This window comes from Enterobacter sp. PL_is511, assembly GCF_055816065.1.
Genome location: NZ_JBVPGP010000019.1, coordinates 224,992 through 244,070, shown reverse-complemented (window position 1 = coordinate 244,070; position 19,079 = coordinate 224,992). Strand labels below are relative to the sequence as shown.

The following is a 19,079-nucleotide window of genomic DNA, read 5'->3' as shown; positions in this document are numbered from 1 at the left end:
TAGCCAGCGAAGCATCTGGCGTCACGAGGATATGCTGTTGTCTGAATTCATGTCTCTTATCCTTTTTCTGGCTTCTGTCGGCGTTTACGCCTGCAAAGCCGGCCGTCACACCTGGTGGTTTATCGCCACGCTGGTTGTGCTCGGCATTTTTATTATTTTAAACATTACCTTATACGCCAGCGATTACTTTACCGGTGACGGCATTAACGATGCGGTGCTCTACACACTGACAAACAGCCTGACGGGCGCGGGGGTCAGCAAGTACATTCTTCCGGGGCTCGGCCTTGTCGTCGCGCTCGTCACCATTTTTGGCGCACTGGCCTGGGTGCTGCGTCGACGTCGCCATCATCCACACCATCATGGCTACAGCCTGCTGGCGTTATTCCTGGCGCTGGCCTCCGTCGACGCCAGCCCGGCGTTCCATCAGATCACCGAACTGGTGAAATCCCAGTCGCGCGACGGCGATCCGGATTTCACGGCTTACTACAAAGAGCCGTCGAAAACGATCGCCAACCCGAGGCTCAATCTGGTCTATATCTACGGAGAAAGTCTGGAGCGCACGTACTTTGATAACGATGCCTTCCCGGACCTGACGCCAGATCTGGGTGCGCTGAAAAATGAAGGTCTCGATTTCAGCCACACCATGCAGTTGCCCGGTACGGATTACACGATTGCCGGGATGGTTGCCTCCCAGTGCGGTATCCCGCTGTTCGCGCCTTTTGAAGGTAACGCCTCAGCCTCCATGTCGACCTTTTTCCCGCAGAATATTTGCCTCGGCGATATCCTGAAAAACTCCGGTTACGAAAACTATTTTGTGCAGGGGGCAAACCTGCGCTTCGCCGGAAAAGATGTGTTCCTGAAATCCCACGGTTTTGATCACCTGTATGGCTCAGAAGAGTTAAAAACGACGGTTGCCGACCCAAACTACCGCAACGACTGGGGCTTCTATGACGATACGGTACTCGACGAAACCTGGAAGAAATTCGAGGAGCTGTCCCGCGCGGGCAAGCGTTTCTCTCTCTTTGCGCTGACGGTGGACACTCACCATCCTGACGGGTTCGTCTCGCGCAGCTGTAAACGCAAAAGCTATAACGTTGATGGCAAAAACAACAAGTCTTTCAGCGCCGTCACCTGCAGTCAGGAGCACATTGCCGCGCTGGTCGAGAAAATCAAAGCCTCACCCTGGTTTAAAAACACCGTCATCGTCGTTTCGTCTGACCATCTGGCGATGAAAAACAGCGCCTGGGATCAGCTCAACAAGCAGGATCGCAGCAATCTGTTCTTCGTCCTGCGCGGCGACCAGCCGCAGCAGGAGGAGATTGCCACCAAACGCAACTCCATGGATAACGGCGCCACCGTGCTGGACATCCTGGGCGGCGACAACTTTATTGGCCTGGGCCGCAGCACGCTGTCGGGGCAATCCCTGTCGGAAGTGTTCCTCAACATGAAGGAAAAAATCCTCGCCTGGAAGCCCGACATCATCCGCCTGTGGAACTTCCCGAAAGAGATGAAGGACTTCACCGTCGATCGGGATAAAAACACCATTGCCTTCTCGGGCAGCAACTTCCGTCTGCCGCTGCTGGTGCGCGTGTCGGAGGGACGCGTTGAGCCCCTGCCGGAAAGCGAATATTCCGCGCCGCTGCGCTATCAGCTGGCCGATTTTGCGCCACGCGATAATTTCGTCTGGGTCGACAGATGTTACAAGATGGGCCAGCTCTGGTCGCAGCCGCTGGCGCTCTCTACCGACTGGTGCGTCTCTCAGGGTCAGCTTGGCGGGGAGCAAACCGTGCAGCACGTGGATAAAGCCCAGTGGAAAGGCAAAACCGCGTTTAAAGATACGGTAATTGATACGGCGCGCTATCAGCACAACATCGACATGCTGAAAATCAGCGACAACGATATTCGCTACAAAGCGGACAGCTTTATCTTTAACGTGGCCGGCGCGCCGGAAGAAGTGAAGCAGTTTAGCGGCATCTCGCGGCCGGAGTCCTGGGGACGCTGGTCAAACGCGCAGCTGGGCAATGAGGTGAAAATTGAGTACACCCATCCGCTGCCGGAACAGTTCGACCTGGTGATCACCGCCAGAGCGTATGGCCCTAACGCTAACAAGCCCGTACCGGTGCGCGTGGGCGATCGGGAGCAGACGCTGACGCTCGGGAACGACGTGAGCACGCATACGCTGCATTTTGAGAATCCTTCGCGCAGCAATACCCTGGTGATCGTCCCGCCGGATCCGCAGTCCACCAATGAAGGGAATATTCTTGGCCATTCACCGCGCGAGCTCGGAATTGGCATGGTCGAAATTAAAATTGTGAGTCGAGCAGGCTAATGGTCGACCTTAACATCACCCTTCGACCCACGCGTCCCGGCGACGTTGCCGCCCTGCCCGCCATTGAACGCGCGGCGGGCGAGCGCTTTCGTGAAGACCCGGAGCTCGCCTGGCTTGCCGACGGTGAAGTCATTTCTGCTGAGAAGCACCTTGAGTATGTCGAACGTGGGCTAAGCTGGCTGGCGCGGGTGAACGACCGCCCCGTGGGGTTTATCCTCACCGAAGCGCACTCTTCGTCGCTGTTTATCGTGGAGCTTTCGGTCGATCTGAACTGGCAGGGAAAAGGGATTGGCCGGCAGCTTATCGCCTGTGCGGCTGACCATGCCCGCACGCTGGGGCTGGCGTCGCTGACGTTGACGACGTTCCGGGACGTACCGTGGAACGCGCCGTTCTATGCACGGCTGGGGTTTGAAAAAATGACGACGCTGACGCCTGAACTGCGTCAGAAAAGGGAAGAAGAGACAGCGCACGGTTTCGCGTATGAAACGCGCTGCGCCATGCGCCTGCCTCTGTAATATCGCCCGGTGGCGCTGCGCTTACCGGGCCTACAAAACCCTGAACCGTAGGCCGGGTAAGGCGCAGCCGCCACCCGGCACAACGCACCGAGTTAGAACGTTTCCCAGTTATCGCCTGAATCGACCGTCGCGGTTTTACGCGCCATCACCGGCGTGGAAACCGCTTTAGCCGCAGCGAATTCGCGCGCTTTCATCTGCTCCTGCTGAATGCGGAACACCGCCACGGCCTGAGTCAGGCGGCTCGCCTGCTCTTCCAGTGCGGCCGCAGCCGCGGCAGACTCTTCAACCAGCGAGGCGTTCTGCTGGGTCACGCGATCCATCTCAGCTACCGCCAGACCCACCTGGTCGATACCGCGGCTCTGCTCGTCAGACGCAGAGGCGATTTCACCCATGATGTCCGTTACGCGGGTCACCGCGTTCACGATCTCACCCATGGTTTCACCGGCGCTTTCTACCAGGGTTGAACCCACTTCCACGCGACCCACGGAGTCTTCAATCAGGCTCTTGATTTCACGAGCCGCCTGGGCACTGCGCTGGGCCAGGTTACGCACTTCACCGGCCACCACCGCAAAGCCACGGCCCTGCTCGCCCGCACGCGCCGCTTCTACCGCCGCGTTCAGTGCCAGGATGTTGGTCTGGAAAGCAATGCCGTCGATCACGCTGATAATGTCGGCAATTTTCTGCGAACTGCCCGCGATATCGCGCATGGTCTGCACCACGTTATCCACCACTTTGCCGCCTTTCTGCGCGGTTTCAGAGGCGCTCAGGGCAAGATGGCTCGCCTGACGGGCGTTCTCGGCGTTCTGCTTAACGGTCGCCGTCAGCTGCTCCATGCTGGCAGCGGTCTCTTCCAGGGAAGCGGCCTGCTGTTCAGTACGGGAGGAGAGGTCGTTATTGCCCATCGCAATTTCGCTCGCGCCGCTGTAGATCGCGTTCGCGCCGTTACGCACGTCGCCGACGGTACGCACCAGCTCACCCTGCATATGACGCAGCGAGTCGGCCAGTTCACCCATTTCGTTGGTGCCCTGAACCTCAATACGCTTCACCAGGTCGCCGCTGGCGATATGGCGAATGTTGTCGATCAGACGATTCAGCGGGGAGATCAGCGTCTGCTTGATGTTGAGCCAGACGGCCACGATCACCACCAGCACGGCAATCAGGACGCTAATCAGCACCCAGATAGCCTGGCTGAAGGAGCTGTTGCTGTCTTCGACCGCCATCTGGTACAGCTTGTCGTTCTGCTGCAGGTAGCTCACGTACTGCTTCTCAAAACCGTCCTGATAGCTCTGGGTCGGCTGGTCGAAGAAGGCGTTAATTTTGCCCGCGCCAAGCAGCTGGATCAGCTCCGCCAGCGCACCGTGGTAAATATCATAGTTACGCTTGATCTCCATGGCATCCGCATCACTTTGACGCGGATCGCGCGGCAGGGCTTCGTAGGCAGCCCAGTTTTTTTCCGCCTGTTTCAGAGACGTAGACGCGATTTGCATCAAATCGTTAACGGTCGCGCCGCTGCCGATATTGCTCTGATCCATCATGTAGCGGATACCCGCGCGGTTCAGGGTATTACGGGTTTGCAGCAACGCTACCCAGCTGGCGTTCAGCGTGGACTGTTGCTGGCGAATGGTTTGCAGGACGGTGAAATTCTCTTTGTCATTCTTCAGAGCATTAAAGAAAAGACCACCGGATGTGAGTTGTAAAAGGCCAAATATCGCTAAAACCAGCATTAAGCTGGTGACAATCTTGATACGGTTTAACATGTTTTCTCTTTCCTCAGGCAGATACAGAATTTTCGGCCTGGAAAGGGAAAACTTTACGAAAATCATCCTGGAATTTGGGGTTTTTACTCTTCTTCCCGCGCTGCGTTATGCCGGTTTCCGAGTTCAATAAACTCTTCCAGCAGCGCCGTCAGCTGTTTCATCTTCTCCGGCGTATATTCCGCCTCAATCTGCTGATACGCCTCTTCGACCTGCGCCTGAGCGTGTTCATACAGCGCATTCCCCTCTTTGGTCAGCGACACGTACAGCTTGCGCTGGTCGTTCACCGGCTTTAGGCGCAGCACCAGGCCGTCACGTTCCATGCGCGTCAGAATACCGGTCAGGCTCGGGCGCAGGATGCAGGTGCGAAACGCCAGATCGTGAAAATCCATCGACGGATGTTCAGCCAGCACGCGCACAATGCGCCACTGCTGCTCGGTCAGATTATGGCGCTTCACGATCGGGCGGAAGTAGGACATCGCTGCTTCCCGCGCCTGCAGCAGCGCGATGGTTAATGAATCATGCATAGCCTCTTCCCTTCTCATCATTAACAAGTAAACAATCACTAAAAGATGTTTTTATAAACAACACGTTTTCCATCAAAAAGTCTAACAGAAACCCATCGATTTTGTTAACTCACTGATTTTAATGCACATAAAACTCAATATGTAAATTTATTGTTATTCATATCACAAATTTTTCACTTCTGATTGCGAAATGAGCAGCAAAAGCATAAAACCAGATCATTAACATATTAATGAAATCCAAACAGGACATCCGGCCTGAGGAGTATGTGAATGAAAGGTACCGTTTTTGCCGTCGCCCTCAACCATCAAAGCCAGCGTGAAGCCTGGCGTGAGGCATTTGAAAAAGCCCCCTACAACACGCCGCCGAAAACAGCCGTGTGGTTTATCAAACCCCATAACACCGTGATTCGTGCGGGCGAACCCATTCCGTTCCCGCAGGGGGAAAAGGTGCTCAGCGGCGCCACGGTGGCGCTGGTCGTGGGCAAAACCGCCAGCAAGGTGCGCGTGGAGGACGCTGCGGAGCACATCGCGGGGTATGCGCTGGCCAACGAGGTGAGCCTGCCGGAAGAGAGCTTCTATCGCCCGGCCATCAAGGCCAAATGTCGTGATGGATTCTGCCCGCTCGGCGAACTTGTCGCCGTTGATAACGTAGATAACCTGACCATCATCACCGAGATCAACGGCCGCGAAGCGGACCACTGGAACACCACCGATCTTCAGCGTAACGCTGCCGAACTGCTGAGCGCCCTGAGCGAGTTCGCCACCCTCAATCCCGGCGATGCGATCCTGCTCGGTACCCCTCACAGCCGCGTTGAGATCCGCCCGGGCGATCGCGTGCGTATTCTGGCGGAGGGCTTTCCGCCGCTGGAAAACCCGGTGGTGGATGAGCGCAATGTCACTATTGCGCACAGCACGCCGCCGCACGCCACGCTGTTTGCCCTCGGTCTGAACTATGCCGACCACGCCAGCGAGCTGGACTTCAAGCCGCCCACCGAGCCGCTGGTCTTTATCAAAGCGCCAAACACCTTCAACGGCGACAACCAGACGTCGGTGCGCCCGAACAATATCGAATATATGCACTATGAAGCGGAGCTGGTGGTGGTCATCGGCAAAACGGCGCGTAAGGTGAGCGAAGCCGAGGCGATGGACTATGTTGCGGGCTATACGGTCTGCAACGACTACGCCATCCGCGACTACCTGGAAAACTACTACCGCCCGAACCTGCGGGTGAAAAGCCGCGACGGGTTGACCCCCATTTCCCCCAACATCGTGCCAAAAGAAGCCATTCCCGACCCGCACAACCTCGCCCTGCGCACCTTCGTCAACGGCGAGCTGCGCCAGGAAGGCACCACGGCGGATCTGATCTTCAGCATCCCGTACCTGATCGCGTACCTGAGCGACTTTATGACCCTGCAGCCGGGCGACATGATTGCCACCGGCACGCCGAAGGGGCTCTCCGACGTGGTGCCGGGCGATGAGGTGGTGGTGGAAGTGGAAGGCGTGGGACGCCTGGTGAACCGAATTGTGAGTGAGGAGACGGCAAAATGAAAAAGATAAACCATTGGATCAACGGTAAAAACGTCGCGGGCAGCGACTACTTCCACACCACTAACCCGGCCTCCGGCGAGGTCCTGGCTGAAGTGGCCTCCGGCGGTGAAGCCGAAATCCATCAGGCCGTTGCCGCCGCCAAAGAGGCGTTTCCGAAGTGGGCCAACCTGCCGATGAAGGAGCGCGCGCGCCTGGTGCGTCGTCTGGGCGATCTGATCGACCAGAACGTCCCGGAGATCGCCGCCATGGAAACCGCCGATACCGGGCTGCCGATCCACCAGACCAAAAACGTGCTGATCCCGCGCGCCTCGCACAACTTCGAATTTTTCGCCGAGGTGTGCCAGCAAATGAACGGCAAGACCTACCCGGTTGACGACAAGATGCTCAACTACACCCTGGTACAGCCGGTGGGCGTCTGCGCGCTGGTGTCGCCGTGGAACGTGCCGTTTATGACCGCCACCTGGAAGGTCGCGCCCTGTCTGGCCTTAGGTAATACCGCGGTGTTGAAGATGTCTGAACTCTCCCCGCTGACCGCCGACCGTCTGGGCGAACTGGCCCTCGAAGCGGGTATTCCGGCGGGCGTGCTGAACGTCGTTCAGGGCTACGGCGCGACGGCAGGCGATGCGCTGGTGCGTCATCACGACGTGCGCGCGGTCTCTTTCACCGGCGGCACCGCCACCGGGCGCAACATCATGAAAAATGCCGGGCTGAAGAAATACTCCATGGAGCTGGGCGGCAAATCCCCGGTGCTGATTTTTGAAGACGCGGATATCGAGCGCGCGCTGGACGCCGCCCTGTTCACCATCTTCTCCATAAACGGCGAGCGCTGCACCGCGGGCTCCCGCATCTTTATCCAGCAGAGCATCTACCCGGAATTCGTGAAGCGCTTTGCCGAGCGAGCCAACCGCCTGCGCGTGGGCGACCCGACCGATCCAAATACCCAGATTGGCGCGCTGATTAGCCAGCAGCACTGGGAGAAAGTCTCCGGCTATATCCGCCTCGGCATCGAGGAAGGCGCAACCCTGCTGGCGGGCGGCCCGGACAAACCGACCGACCTGCCTGCATACCTGAAAGGCGGCAACTTCCTGCGCCCGACCGTGCTGGCGGATGTTGATAACCGCATGCGCGTGGCGCAGGAGGAGATCTTCGGGCCGGTGGCCTGCCTGCTGCCGTTCAAGGACGAAGCGGAAGGGCTGCGCCTGGCCAACGACGTGGAGTACGGCCTGGCGTCGTACATCTGGACCCAGGACGTCAGCAAGGTGCTGCGCCTGGCGCGCAATATCGAAGCAGGCATGGTGTTCGTCAACACCCAGAACGTGCGCGACCTTCGCCAGCCGTTTGGCGGCGTGAAGGCCTCCGGCACCGGCCGCGAGGGGGGCGAGTACAGCTTCGAGGTGTTCGCGGAGATGAAGAACGTCTGCATCTCCATGGGCGACCATCCGATTCCAAAGTGGGGGATCTGAAAATGGGTAAATTAGCGTTAGCAGCGAAAATCACCCACGTGCCGTCGATGTACCTTTCCGAGCTGCCGGGCAAAAACCACGGCTGCCGCCAGTCGGCCATCGACGGACACAAAGAGATCAGCAAGCGCTGCCGCGAACTGGGCGTGGACACCATCATCGTGTTCGATACCCACTGGCTGGTGAATAGCGCCTACCACATCAACTGTGCGGACCATTTTTCAGGCGTCTACACCAGCAACGAGCTACCGCACTTTATCCGCGACATGACCTACGACTACGACGGCAACCCGGCGCTGGGCCAGCTGATTGCCGACGAGGCGGTGAAGCTCGGCGTGCGTGCCAAAGCGCACAACATCCCGAGCCTCAAGCTGGAGTACGGCACGCTGGTGCCGATGCGCTACATGAACGCAGATAAGCACTTCAAAGTGATCTCCATCTCGGCGTTCTGCACGGTTCACGACTTCGCCGACAGCCGCAGGCTGGGCGAAGCCATCGTCAGCGCCATCGAAAAATACGACGGCACCGTGGCGGTGCTCGCCAGCGGCTCGCTGTCGCACCGCTTTATCGACGACCAGCGCGCGGAAGAAGGGATGAACAGCTATACCCGCGAGTTCGACCGCCAGATGGACGAGCGCGTGGTGAAGCTGTGGCGCGAGGGTCAGTTTAAGGAGTTTTGCAGCATGCTGCCGGAGTACGCCGACTACTGCTACGGCGAGGGCAACATGCACGACACGGTGATGCTGCTGGGCATGCTCGGCTGGGACAAATACGACGGCAAGGTGGAGTTTCTCACCGAGCTGTTCGCCAGCTCCGGCACCGGCCAGGTCAACGCCGTTTTCCCGCTGCCCGCATAAGGAGCCACCATGCCGCATTTTATTGCTGAATGTACCGACAACATCCGCCAGCAGGCCGACCTGCCGGGGCTGTTCGCCAAAGTGAACGAGGCGCTCGCCGCCACGGGCATCTTCCCGCTCGGCGGTATCCGCAGCCGCGCCCACTGGCTGGACACCTGGCAGATGGCTGACGGCAAGCACGATTACGCCTTTGTCCATATGACGCTGAAGATTGGCGCGGGGCGCAGTCTGGAGAGCCGGGAAGCCGTGGGGGAGATGCTGTTTGGGCTGATCAAAGCGCACTTTGCGGAACTGATGGCGAGCCGCTATCTGGCGCTGTCGTTTGAGCTCGACGAACTGCACCCGACGCTTAATTACAAACAGAACAACGTGCACGCGTTGTTTAAGTAAAACCGTCCCCTCTCCCTGTGGGAGAGGGTTAGGGTGAGGGGAAATCTCTGCGGCCTGATGCCCTCACCCCGTCCCTCTCCCACAGGGAGAGGGAGAAAAAACATAAAACAGGATATCGCCATGCTCGATAAACATACCCATACCCTGATCGCCCATCGTCTGCATCAGGCGGAACAATCCCGGGAGCAGATCCGCGCGATCTCCCTTGAGTACCCGGAGATCACCATCGACGACGCCTACGCCGTCCAGCGCGAATGGGTGAGCCTGAAGATTGCCGAAGGCCGCGTGCTGAAGGGCCACAAGATCGGCCTCACCTCCAAAGCGATGCAGGCCAGCTCGCAAATCAGCGAGCCGGACTACGGTGCGCTGCTGGACGACATGTTCTTCCATGACGGCAGCGACATTCCCGTCGATCGCTTCATCGTCCCGCGCATTGAAGTGGAGCTGGCGTTCGTGCTGGCAAAACCGCTGCGCGGCCCGAACTGCACGATCTTCGACGTCTATAACGCCACGGATTACGTCATCCCCGCGCTGGAGCTGATCGACGCCCGCTGCCACAACGTCGACCCGGAGACCCAGCGTCCGCGCAAGGTCTTCGACACCATCTCCGATAACGCCGCCAACGCGGGCGTGATCCTCGGCGGCCGTCCGATTAAGCCCGACGAGCTGGATTTGCGCTGGATCTCCGCCCTGCTCTACCGCAACGGCGTGATCGAAGAGACCGGTGTGGCCGCAGGCGTCCTGAACCACCCGGCCAACGGCGTGGCGTGGCTGGCCAACAAGCTTGCGCCGTACGACGTGCAGCTTGAGCCTGGCCAGATCATTCTCGGCGGCTCGTTTACCCGCCCGGTGCCCGCCAGCAGAGGCGACACCTTCCACGTCGACTACGGCAACATGGGCTCCATCAGCTGCCGCTTTGTCTAGGAGAGCACGATGCAAAACGCATTTAAAGCGGCGCTGAAAGCAGGCCGTCCGCAAATTGGGTTATGGCTGGGGCTGACCAGCAGCTACAGCGCCGAGCTGCTGGCCGGAGCAGGCTTCGACTGGCTGCTGATCGACGGCGAACACGCGCCGAACAGCGTGCAGACCGTCTTAACCCAGCTGCAGGCTATCGCCCCTTATCCGAGCCAGCCGGTGGTGCGCCCGTCGTGGAACGACCCGGTGCAAATCAAACAGCTGCTGGACGTGGGTGCGCAAACCCTGCTGGTGCCGATGGTGCAAAACGCCGACGAAGCGCGGCTGGCGGTACGTGCCACCCGCTACCCGCCTGCGGGCATTCGCGGCGTCGGCAGCGCCCTGGCGCGGGCGTCGCGCTGGAACCGCATCCCGGACTACCTGCAGCAGGCCAACGACGCCATGTGCGTGCTGGTGCAGATTGAAACCCGCGAGGCGCTGAAAAACCTGCCGCAGATCCTGGACGTGGAAGGCGTCGACGGCGTGTTTATCGGCCCGGCGGATCTGAGCGCCGACATGGGCTTTGCCGGCAATCCGCAGCACCCTGAAGTGCAGGCCGCCATCGAGCAGGCGATCGCGCAGATACGCGCTGCCGGTAAGGCCCCCGGCATCCTGATGGCGAACGAGCAGCTGGCTAAACGCTACCTCGAACTCGGCGCGCTGTTTGTCGCCGTCGGCGTCGACACCACCCTGCTCGCCCGCGGCGCGGAAGCGCTGGCGGCACGTTTTATCGAACAACCGGTTACGTCAGTTAATAACAATAAATCCGTCTACTAAACGTAAGATCTGGAGCGCACCATGACGACCTCTACCCTGCAAACTCATGATAATAAAACTGTTGAACACCGCGTCATTCACAAGCTGTTCCGGCGTCTGATCGTCTTTCTCTTTATCCTGTTTGTCTTCTCGTTCCTCGATCGCATCAACATCGGCTTCGCCGGGCTGACGATGGGTAAAGATCTGGGCCTCACGTCAACCATGTTTGGTCTGGCCGCGACGCTGTTTTACGTCACCTACGTGCTGTGCGGCATCCCGAGCAACATCATGCTGGCGAAGATCGGCGCGCGACGCTGGATCGCCGGGATCATGGTGGTGTGGGGTGTTGCCTCCACCTGCACCATGTTCGCCACCAGCCCCGAAACCCTCTACGTCCTGCGCATGCTGGTGGGCATTGCCGAAGCCGGCTTCCTGCCGGGGATCCTGGTCTATCTCACCTGGTGGTTCCCGGCCTATCACCGCGCCCGCGCCAACGCGCTGTTTATGATTGCCATGCCGGTGACCATGATGCTCGGTTCGATCCTCTCCGGGTACATTCTGGCGATGGACGGGCTGTGGAACCTCAAGGGCTGGCAGTGGCTGTTCCTGCTGGAGGGGCTGCCGTCGGTGGTGCTCGGCGTGGTGACCTGGTTTTACCTCAACGACACGCCGGACCAGGCCACCTGGCTGGATGACGACGAAAAACAGGCGCTGAAAACGATGATCGCCCGCGAGCAGGAGCTGGCCGTAACGCAGCCTGCCTCGGCACGCTCTACCCTGCGCGAAGTGCTGACCCCGGCGGTGCTGCTCTACACGCTGGCCTACTTCTGCCTGACCAACACGCTGAGCGCGATCAACATCTGGACGCCGCAGATCCTGCAAAGCTTCAACACGGGAAGCAGCAACATCGTCATCGGCCTGCTGGCGGCGATACCGCAGTTCTGCACCATCCTCGGGATGATCTGGTGGAGCCGCCGCTCCGACAGGCTGAAAGAGCGAAAAAAGCACACCATCCTGCCGTACCTGTTCGCCGCGGCGGGATGGATGCTGGCCTCCGCGACGGATCACAGCCTGATCCAGCTGCTTGGCATCATCATGGCCTCAACCGGATCGTTTACCGCCATGGCGATATTCTGGACCACGCCGGATCGGGTTATTAGCCTGCAATCCCGCGCGGTGGCGCTGGCGGTGATCAACGCCATCGGCAACGTCGGATCCGCCGTCAGCCCATTGCTGATTGGGATCCTGCGCGACGCGACCGGTAGCTTCAGCTCCGGGCTGTGGTTCGTGGCCGGGCTGCTGGTGGTCGGCGCCCTGGTGCTGACGCGCATTCCGATGACGCAGCGGGATCAACAGAGGAACGCTCATGTGCCAGAGCCCTATCGCCAACATTGATATCAGCAAGGAGTACGACGAAAGTCTGGGCACCGACGATGTGCACTACCAGTCGTTCGCCCGCATGGCGGCCTTTTTTGGCCGCGACATGCAGGCGCATCGTCACGACCAGTACTTTCAGATGCACTTTCTCGATACCGGGCAGATTGAGCTCCAGCTCGACGATCACCGCTACTCGGTGCAGGCCCCGCTGTTCGTCCTCACGCCGCCGTCGGTACCGCACGCGTTTATCACCGAATCCGACAGCGATGGGCACGTGCTGACGGTGCGCGAGGATCTGATCTGGCCGCTGCTGGAGGTGCTTTACCCCGGCACGCGGGAGGCGTTCGGCCTGCCGGGGATCTGCCTTTCGCTTTCCGACAGGCCGGACGAGCTGGCGGCGCTGAAGCACTACTGGCAGCTGATTGCCCGGGAATCCACGGAGCAGCTGCCCGGGCGCGAGCATACCCTGGTCCTGCTGGCGCAGGCGGTGTTTACCCTGCTGCTGCGCAACGCGAAGCTCGACGACCACGCCTCAGGCGGCATGCGCGGCGAGCTGAAGCTGTTCCAGCGCTTTACCCAGCTGATCGACACCCACTACCACCAGCACTGGACGGTGCCGGAATACGCCAGCGAGCTGCACCTGACCGAATCCCGCCTGACCGATATCTGTCGCCGCTTCGCCAACCGCCCGCCAAAACGCCTGATCTTCGACCGCCAGCTGCGGGAGGCCAGGCGCTTGCTGCTCTTCTCCGACAGCACCGTCAGCGAGATTGCCTGGCAGCTGGGGTTCAAAGATCCGGCCTATTTCGCCCGCTTTTTTAACCGCTTAGTGGGGTGCTCGCCCAGCGCGTATCGGGCGCAGAAAGTACCGGTTTCCTGAACGCATCACGGTTCGTAGGGCGGGTAAGCGCAGCGCCACCCGCCGAAAAGCCGCACAGATCACAAAACCCAATCCCGCCCGAAAAGTACCCGCCGTTGTCCCAATCGTCCCTTCACGTTACGTCCCTCTCAGGCTTCAATTAAACAACAAAAACAAAACATAAATTTAACAACCCTATTCCGATACGAGGTCCCCTATGAAGCCTGAAGAGTTCCGCGCTGATGCCAAACGCCCGTTAACCGGCGAAGAGTATTTAAAAAGCCTGCAGGACGGTCGTGAGATTTATATCTACGGCGAGCGCGTCAAAGACGTCACCACCCATCCGGCGTTTCGCAATGCGGCAGCCTCCATCGCGCAGATGTACGACGCGCTGCACAAGCCGGACATGCAGGACACGCTCTGCTGGGGCACCGATACCGGCAGCGGCGGCTACACCCACAAGTTCTTCCGCGTGGCGAAAAGCGCCGACGACCTGCGCCAGCAGCGCGACGCCATCGCCGAGTGGTCGCGCCTGAGCTACGGCTGGATGGGCCGCACGCCGGACTACAAAGCCGCGTTCGGCTGCGCGCTGGGCGCCAACCCGGCCTTCTACGGCCAGTTCGAACAGAACGCCCGGAACTGGTACACCCGCATTCAGGAAACCGGCCTGTACTTCAACCACGCCATCGTTAACCCGCCAATCGACCGCCACAAGCCGGCGGACGAGGTAAAAGACGTCTACATCAAGCTGGAGAAGGAGACCGACGCCGGGATTATCGTCAGCGGCGCGAAAGTGGTGGCAACCAACTCGGCGCTGACCCACTACAACATGATCGGCTTCGGTTCCGCGCAGGTGATGGGCGAAAACCCGGACTTCGCGCTGATGTTCGTCGCGCCGATGGATGCCGAGGGCGTGAAGCTGATCTCCCGTGCCTCCTACGAGATGGTGGCAGGCGCAACCGGATCCCCGTACGACTACCCGCTCTCCAGCCGCTTCGACGAGAACGACGCCATCCTGGTGATGGATCACGTGCTGATCCCGTGGGAAAACGTGCTGATCTACCGCGATTTCGACCGCTGCCGTCGCTGGACGATGGAAGGCGGTTTCGCCCGCATGTACCCGCTGCAGGCCTGCGTGCGTCTGGCGGTGAAGCTCGACTTTATCACCGCCCTGCTGAAGAAATCCCTGGAGTGCACCGGTACCCTGGAGTTCCGCGGCGTGCAGGCGGATCTCGGCGAAGTGGTGGCCTGGCGCAACATGTTCTGGGCGCTGAGCGACTCCATGTGTTCTGAAGCCACCCCGTGGGTCAACGGCGCTTACCTGCCGGATCACGCCGCGCTGCAAACCTACCGCGTGATGGCGCCGATGGCCTACGCCAAGATCAAGAACATCATCGAACGTAACGTCACCTCCGGGCTGATCTACCTGCCCTCCAGTGCCCGCGACCTGAACAACCCGCAGATCGACCAGTATCTGGCGAAATACGTACGCGGCTCCAACGGCATGGATCACGTCGAACGCATCAAGATTTTGAAACTGATGTGGGATGCCATCGGCAGCGAGTTTGGCGGTCGTCACGAGCTGTACGAAATTAACTACTCCGGTAGCCAGGATGAGATCCGCCTGCAGTGTCTGCGCCAGGCGCAGAGCTCCGGCAACATGGACAAGATGATGGCGATGGTCGACCGCTGCATGTCCGAATACGATCAGCACGGCTGGACCGTACCGCACCTGCACAACAACAGCGATATCAACATGCTCGACAAGCTGCTGAAATAGCGCAGCGGGAGGTTGCAATGCATTCAGATGAACAACGCCTGCGTTTTCGCGACGCAATGAGTAGCCTGTCGGCGGCGGTCAATGTGATCACCACCGAGGGTGAGGCCGGACGCTGCGGCATCACCGCTACCGCCGTCTGCTCGGTCACGGACACGCCGCCGTCAGTGATGGTGTGTATCAACGCCAACAGCGCCATGAATCCGGTATTTCAGGGTAACGGCAGGCTGTGCGTTAACGTGCTGAACCACGAGCAGGAGATCATGGCTCGCCATTTCGCCGGGATGACCGGAATAACGATGGAGGAGCGCTTTGCCCTCTCCTGCTGGCAAAAAGGCCCGCTGGCGCAGCCGGTACTCAAGGGCGCGCTGGCCAGCCTTGAAGGCGAGATTAGCCAGGTGCAAACCATCGGCACGCATCTTGTCTACCTTGTTGAAATTAAAAACATCATCCTGAGTGACGCAGGACACGGCCTGATCTACTTCAGGCGCCGTTTCCACCCGGTTATGCTGGAGGCGGAAGCCGCCTTGTAATCCCCCTCGCGCTGGCCTTTTTTTCCGGCCAGCGCCGCTTTCTACAAAAACTCCTAAGGTTTCCGCTAAATCACGCCGTTATATAACCATAAGAGAAATTTTCTGTGCCTGAATACTGACATTCTGTGTCAGTGCACCCGCATCATTCAGCGCATACCTAAATATACAGGATGACCTTATGGCTAAAACGACGCGGAGCCGCTCGGCTGAACGTCTGGTCGATATTCTGGTTGAGCTACATTTAAACGGTGTGGTAAACCGCAGTGCGCTAATGGAGAAATTCAAAATTACCGAGCGTACCGTCTACCGGGATTTAAATGCCCTCTCTCCCATTGTTGAACATACCGGTAACGGGCTATATCGACTGATCCATTCGGCACAATCGCCTGGCGGACAGGGCTTACATCACACTCTTGCTAACTTCCTGAATGCTGATAGCTTTTTCCCTGAAAGAAATACGGAATTCTGGCAGAATCTTGAAACGCGCGTTGACGAAAACCATATTCTTATTCTTGCGAATGAAGCCGAACACACGGTACAACGTGATATTCGCCGTCATTTAACGAAAATCGAGAGATCGATTAAAAACCATAATGTTTGTCAGATTGTTTATAAGGGGAAAACCCGTCTGATTAATCCCTATAAACTCATTAACAAAAAAAATATATGGTATTTACAAGCCACCGAAAATAGCCGCCTGAAATCCTTCTCATTGAGTCAGATTAGCTGGTTTGATATTCAGAAAACGACCTTCACCCCGGAAGAAAATGTCCTTGCGCTGCTGGAAAAAAGCCTAGACCCCTGGGTCTCTGAAAATACTTTCGCGGTGAAAATATTCATCAAAGATAATATTTCACATTACTTCCTGCGTCGCGATCTTCTGCCGGAACAAGAGCTGCTGGCGGAGCAACAGGGCGGCGTCACGCTGCGCTGCCAGGCGGCCCACGAGAACCAGATCCTGCCGCTGCTGTTCTACTGGCTGCCTCATATTCAGATTCTGGAGCCGAACTGGCTGAAGGAAAAACTACTCGGAACGCTGGAGCACTATCTGGCGGTGGAGCGCAACCCGAATAATCAAGTGATCTCAATCACATAATTTCGCCCCCTGGCGGCGAGCCGAAACCGCTCGTCGCCCCCTTTGACCGCTCACCTGTCACTTTCAACCACTCATTCATTTACCGTCCTTTACACGCGCGAGGATCTGGCACGATCGCTCCAGCATTAATCAATACCTCCTCACAACGAACCCTGACCCTTTTTTCTTTACATAAAAAACCAGGTCTTACTATGGATACTAAAAAACTACTGAAGCACGTGCCCTGGGCCTTACTCGGGATCCTCGGCGCTTTTTGTCTGGCGGTTGTCGCATTACGCCGGGGCGAACACGTAAGCGCCCTGTGGATCGTGGTCGCGTCCGTTTCCGTCTATCTTGTTGCTTATCGCTACTACAGCTTGTACATCGCGCAGAAGGTTATGAAGCTCGACCCGACGCGCGCCACTCCGGCGGTCATTAACAATGACGGCCTGAACTACGTGCCAACCAACCGCTACGTGCTGTTTGGTCACCACTTTGCCGCTATCGCCGGTGCAGGCCCGCTTGTGGGCCCGGTGCTGGCCGCGCAGATGGGCTACCTGCCGGGTACCCTGTGGCTGCTCGCTGGCGTGGTGCTGGCGGGTGCGGTGCAGGACTTTATGGTGCTGTTTATCTCTTCTCGCCGTAACGGCGCCTCTCTGGGTGAGATGGTCAAAGAAGAGATGGGCCGCGTGCCGGGGACTATCGCCCTGTTCGGCTGTTTCCTGATTATGATCATCATCCTCGCGGTGCTGGCCCTGATCGTGGTGAAAGCGCTGGCCGAAAGCCCGTGGGGTGTCTTCACCGTCTGCTCAACCGTGCCGATTGCGCTGTTCATGGGTATCTACATGCGCTTCCTGAGACCGGGACGCGTAGGTGAGGTGTCGGTGATTGGTATCGTGCTGCTGGTGGCCTCCATCTACTTCGGCGGCGTGATTGCGCACGATCCGTACTGGGGCCCGGCGCTGACCTTCAAGGACACCACCATTACCTTCGCGCTGATTGGCTATGCGTTTATCTCCGCGCTGCTGCCGGTCTGGCTGATTCTGGCCCCGCGCGACTACCTGGCGACCTTCCTGAAAATCGGCGTTATCGTCGGTCTGGCGATCGGCATTCTGGTGATTAACCCGGATCTGAAAATGCCGGCGGTAACGCAGTACATCGACGGTACCGGCCCGCTGTGGAAAGGCGCCCTGTTCCCGTTCCTGTTCATCACCATCGCCTGCGGTGCGGTCTCCGGCTTCCACGCCCTGATCTCCTCCGGTACCACGCCTAAGCTGCTTGCGAACGAGAAAGACGCGCGTCTGATCGGCTACGGCGCGATGCTGATGGAGTCCTTCGTGGCGATCATGGCGCTGGTTGCCGCGTCCATCATCGAACCGGGTCTGTACTTCGCGATGAACACCCCGCCGGCGGGTCTCGGCATCACCATGCCAAACCTGCACGAGATGGGCGGTGACAACGCGGCGCTGATTATGGCGCAGCTGAAAGACGCCAGCGCACACGCGGCGGCGACCGTCAGCTCCTGGGGCTTCGTGATTTCGCCTGAGCAGATCATGCAGACCGCGAAGGACATCGGCGAACCGTCCGTGCTGAACCGCGCAGGTGGCGCTCCTACACTGGCTGTCGGTATCGCACACGTGTTCCACAAAGTGCTGCCGTGGGCGGACATGGGCTTCTGGTACCACTTCGGTATTCTGTTCGAAGCGCTGTTCATCCTGACCGCGCTGGACGCCGGTACCCGTGCAGGCCGCTTCATGCTGCAGGATTTGCTCGGTAACTTCGTGCCGTTCCTGAAGAAAACCGACTCTCTGGTAGCGGGCATCCTGGGTACGGCGGGCTGCGTCGGCCTGTGGGGCTACCTGCTGTATCAGGGCGTTGTCGACCCACTGGGCGGCGTGAAGAGCCTGTGGCCGCTGTTCGGTATCTCTAACCAGATGCTGGCTGCCGTGGCGCTGGTGCTCGGCACCGTGGTCCTCGTGAAGATGAAGCGCACCAAATACATCTGGGTCACCGTGGTTCCTGCGCTGTGGCTGCTGCTCTGCACCACCTGGGCGCTTGGCCTGAAGCTGTTCAGCGCTAACCCGCAGCTGGAAGGCTTCTTCTTCATGGCTAACCAGTACAAAGAGAAGATTGCCGCAGGCGGCGCAGACCTGACTGCCCAGCAGATTGCCAACATGAACCATATCGTGGTGAACAACTACACCAACGCGGGTCTGAGCATTCTGTTCCTGGTGGTGGTGTACAGCATTATCTTCTACGGCATCAAAACCTGGTTGAAAGTGCGTAACGCTGAAGGCCGTACGGATAAAGAAACCCCGTACGTGCCGGTGCCGGAAGGCGGCGTGAAGACCTCTTCACACCATTAATC

16 protein-coding genes are annotated in these 19,079 nt (G+C 58.9%); 14 read left to right on the top strand and 2 right to left on the bottom strand.

The window, feature by feature from the left end; all coding sequences use genetic code 11:
- The first annotated feature begins 37 nt into the window (after positions 1–37).
- Both opgB and AC0TN7_RS07475 read left to right on the top strand, forming a co-directional pair.
- On the top strand, positions 38–2,329 hold the full coding sequence (opgB, locus tag AC0TN7_RS07480; protein ID WP_473701988.1) for a phosphatidylglycerol--membrane-oligosaccharide glycerophosphotransferase: 2,292 nt from the start codon (positions 38–40) through the stop codon (positions 2,327–2,329).
- Positions 2,329–2,844 carry a GNAT family N-acetyltransferase gene (locus tag AC0TN7_RS07475; protein ID WP_024908284.1) on the top strand — a complete coding sequence of 172 codons (516 nt, stop codon included), beginning with the start codon at positions 2,329–2,331 and terminating at the stop codon, positions 2,842–2,844. The genes opgB and AC0TN7_RS07475 overlap by 1 nt, the downstream gene beginning before the upstream one ends.
- Positions 2,845–2,936: 92 nt before the next feature.
- Here the strand turns inward: AC0TN7_RS07475 and tsr are convergent, their stop codons facing one another.
- Together tsr and hpaR are read right to left on the bottom strand one after the other, a co-directional pair.
- A complete protein-coding gene (gene tsr, locus AC0TN7_RS07470; protein ID WP_024908285.1) occupies positions 2,937–4,601 on the bottom strand; it encodes a methyl-accepting chemotaxis protein in 1,665 nt (554 codons plus the stop codon).
- 83 nt (positions 4,602–4,684) lie between these two features.
- The gene (gene hpaR / locus AC0TN7_RS07465; protein WP_023334396.1) at positions 4,685–5,125 is read right to left on the bottom strand and encodes a homoprotocatechuate degradation operon regulator HpaR; all 441 of its coding nucleotides are present in this window, start codon (positions 5,123–5,125) and stop codon (positions 4,685–4,687) included.
- A gap of 270 nt (positions 5,126–5,395) precedes the next feature.
- On the opposite strand from hpaR, the gene hpaG reads away from it, so the two are divergent.
- From hpaG to AC0TN7_RS07405, 12 genes are all read left to right on the top strand, one after another.
- Positions 5,396–6,673 carry a 4-hydroxyphenylacetate degradation bifunctional isomerase/decarboxylase gene (hpaG, locus tag AC0TN7_RS07460; protein WP_473701987.1) on the top strand — a complete coding sequence of 426 codons (1,278 nt, stop codon included), beginning with the start codon at positions 5,396–5,398 and terminating at the stop codon, positions 6,671–6,673.
- The gene (gene hpaE / locus AC0TN7_RS07455) at positions 6,670–8,136 is read left to right on the top strand and encodes a 5-carboxymethyl-2-hydroxymuconate semialdehyde dehydrogenase (protein WP_463726552.1); all 1,467 of its coding nucleotides are present in this window, start codon (positions 6,670–6,672) and stop codon (positions 8,134–8,136) included. The genes hpaG and hpaE overlap by 4 nt, the downstream gene beginning before the upstream one ends.
- 2 nt (positions 8,137–8,138) lie before the next feature.
- Entirely contained in the window at positions 8,139–8,990 is an 852-nt protein-coding gene (gene hpaD / locus AC0TN7_RS07450; RefSeq protein ID WP_032649922.1) for a 3,4-dihydroxyphenylacetate 2,3-dioxygenase, read from the top strand.
- A 9-nt stretch (positions 8,991–8,999) separates the two neighbouring features.
- Positions 9,000–9,380 carry a 5-carboxymethyl-2-hydroxymuconate Delta-isomerase gene (locus AC0TN7_RS07445; RefSeq protein WP_024908289.1) on the top strand — a complete coding sequence of 127 codons (381 nt, stop codon included), beginning with the start codon at positions 9,000–9,002 and terminating at the stop codon, positions 9,378–9,380.
- 120 nt (positions 9,381–9,500) lie between these two features.
- On the top strand, positions 9,501–10,304 hold the full coding sequence (hpaH, locus tag AC0TN7_RS07440) for a 2-oxo-hept-4-ene-1,7-dioate hydratase (protein ID WP_473701986.1): 804 nt from the start codon (positions 9,501–9,503) through the stop codon (positions 10,302–10,304).
- Between the two features lie 9 nt (positions 10,305–10,313).
- The gene (hpaI, locus tag AC0TN7_RS07435; protein ID WP_090419165.1) at positions 10,314–11,111 is read left to right on the top strand and encodes a 4-hydroxy-2-oxoheptanedioate aldolase; all 798 of its coding nucleotides are present in this window, start codon (positions 10,314–10,316) and stop codon (positions 11,109–11,111) included.
- 21 nt (positions 11,112–11,132) lie between these two features.
- On the top strand, positions 11,133–12,485 hold the full coding sequence (gene hpaX / locus AC0TN7_RS07430; RefSeq protein WP_473701985.1) for a 4-hydroxyphenylacetate permease: 1,353 nt from the start codon (positions 11,133–11,135) through the stop codon (positions 12,483–12,485).
- Positions 12,457–13,347, top strand: coding sequence for a 4-hydroxyphenylacetate catabolism regulatory protein HpaA (gene hpaA / locus AC0TN7_RS07425; protein WP_024908293.1), 891 nt, complete (start codon positions 12,457–12,459; stop codon positions 13,345–13,347). The genes hpaX and hpaA overlap by 29 nt, the downstream gene beginning before the upstream one ends.
- Before the next feature lie 196 nt (positions 13,348–13,543).
- A complete protein-coding gene (gene hpaB / locus AC0TN7_RS07420) occupies positions 13,544–15,106 on the top strand; it encodes a 4-hydroxyphenylacetate 3-monooxygenase, oxygenase component (protein WP_008501307.1) in 1,563 nt (520 codons plus the stop codon).
- 17 nt (positions 15,107–15,123) lie between these two features.
- Entirely contained in the window at positions 15,124–15,636 is a 513-nt protein-coding gene (locus AC0TN7_RS07415) for a 4-hydroxyphenylacetate 3-monooxygenase reductase subunit (protein ID WP_024908295.1), read from the top strand.
- Between the two features lie 178 nt (positions 15,637–15,814).
- Positions 15,815–16,732, top strand: a complete 918-nt coding sequence (locus tag AC0TN7_RS07410; RefSeq protein ID WP_024908296.1) for a helix-turn-helix transcriptional regulator — start codon at positions 15,815–15,817, stop codon at positions 16,730–16,732.
- 191 nt (positions 16,733–16,923) lie between these two features.
- Positions 16,924–19,077, top strand: coding sequence for a carbon starvation CstA family protein (locus AC0TN7_RS07405; RefSeq protein WP_032649928.1), 2,154 nt, complete (start codon positions 16,924–16,926; stop codon positions 19,075–19,077).
- Positions 19,078–19,079 lie beyond the last annotated feature (2 nt).

Bases quoted from the DNA above. Each gene is read 5' to 3' on its own strand.
- AC0TN7_RS07410 (WP_024908296.1), top strand. From the start codon at position 15,815: ATGGCTAAAACGACGCGGAGCCGCTCGGCTGAACGTCTGGTCGATATT.
- hpaI (WP_090419165.1), top strand. From the start codon at position 10,314: ATGCAAAACGCATTTAAAGCGGCGCTGAAAGCAGGCCGTCCGCAAATT.
- hpaA (WP_024908293.1), top strand. From the start codon at position 12,457: ATGTGCCAGAGCCCTATCGCCAACATTGATATCAGCAAGGAGTACGAC.
- tsr (WP_024908285.1), bottom strand. From the start codon at position 4,601: ATGTTAAACCGTATCAAGATTGTCACCAGCTTAATGCTGGTTTTAGCG.
- hpaX (WP_473701985.1), top strand. From the start codon at position 11,133: ATGACGACCTCTACCCTGCAAACTCATGATAATAAAACTGTTGAACAC.
- hpaE (WP_463726552.1), top strand. From the start codon at position 6,670: ATGAAAAAGATAAACCATTGGATCAACGGTAAAAACGTCGCGGGCAGC.
- hpaR (WP_023334396.1), bottom strand. From the start codon at position 5,125: ATGCATGATTCATTAACCATCGCGCTGCTGCAGGCGCGGGAAGCAGCG.
- AC0TN7_RS07475 (WP_024908284.1), top strand. From the start codon at position 2,329: ATGGTCGACCTTAACATCACCCTTCGACCCACGCGTCCCGGCGACGTT.
- hpaB (WP_008501307.1), top strand. From the start codon at position 13,544: ATGAAGCCTGAAGAGTTCCGCGCTGATGCCAAACGCCCGTTAACCGGC.
- hpaH (WP_473701986.1), top strand. From the start codon at position 9,501: ATGCTCGATAAACATACCCATACCCTGATCGCCCATCGTCTGCATCAG.
- hpaG (WP_473701987.1), top strand. From the start codon at position 5,396: ATGAAAGGTACCGTTTTTGCCGTCGCCCTCAACCATCAAAGCCAGCGT.
- hpaD (WP_032649922.1), top strand. From the start codon at position 8,139: ATGGGTAAATTAGCGTTAGCAGCGAAAATCACCCACGTGCCGTCGATG.
- AC0TN7_RS07405 (WP_032649928.1), top strand. From the start codon at position 16,924: ATGGATACTAAAAAACTACTGAAGCACGTGCCCTGGGCCTTACTCGGG.
- AC0TN7_RS07445 (WP_024908289.1), top strand. From the start codon at position 9,000: ATGCCGCATTTTATTGCTGAATGTACCGACAACATCCGCCAGCAGGCC.
- AC0TN7_RS07415 (WP_024908295.1), top strand. From the start codon at position 15,124: ATGCATTCAGATGAACAACGCCTGCGTTTTCGCGACGCAATGAGTAGC.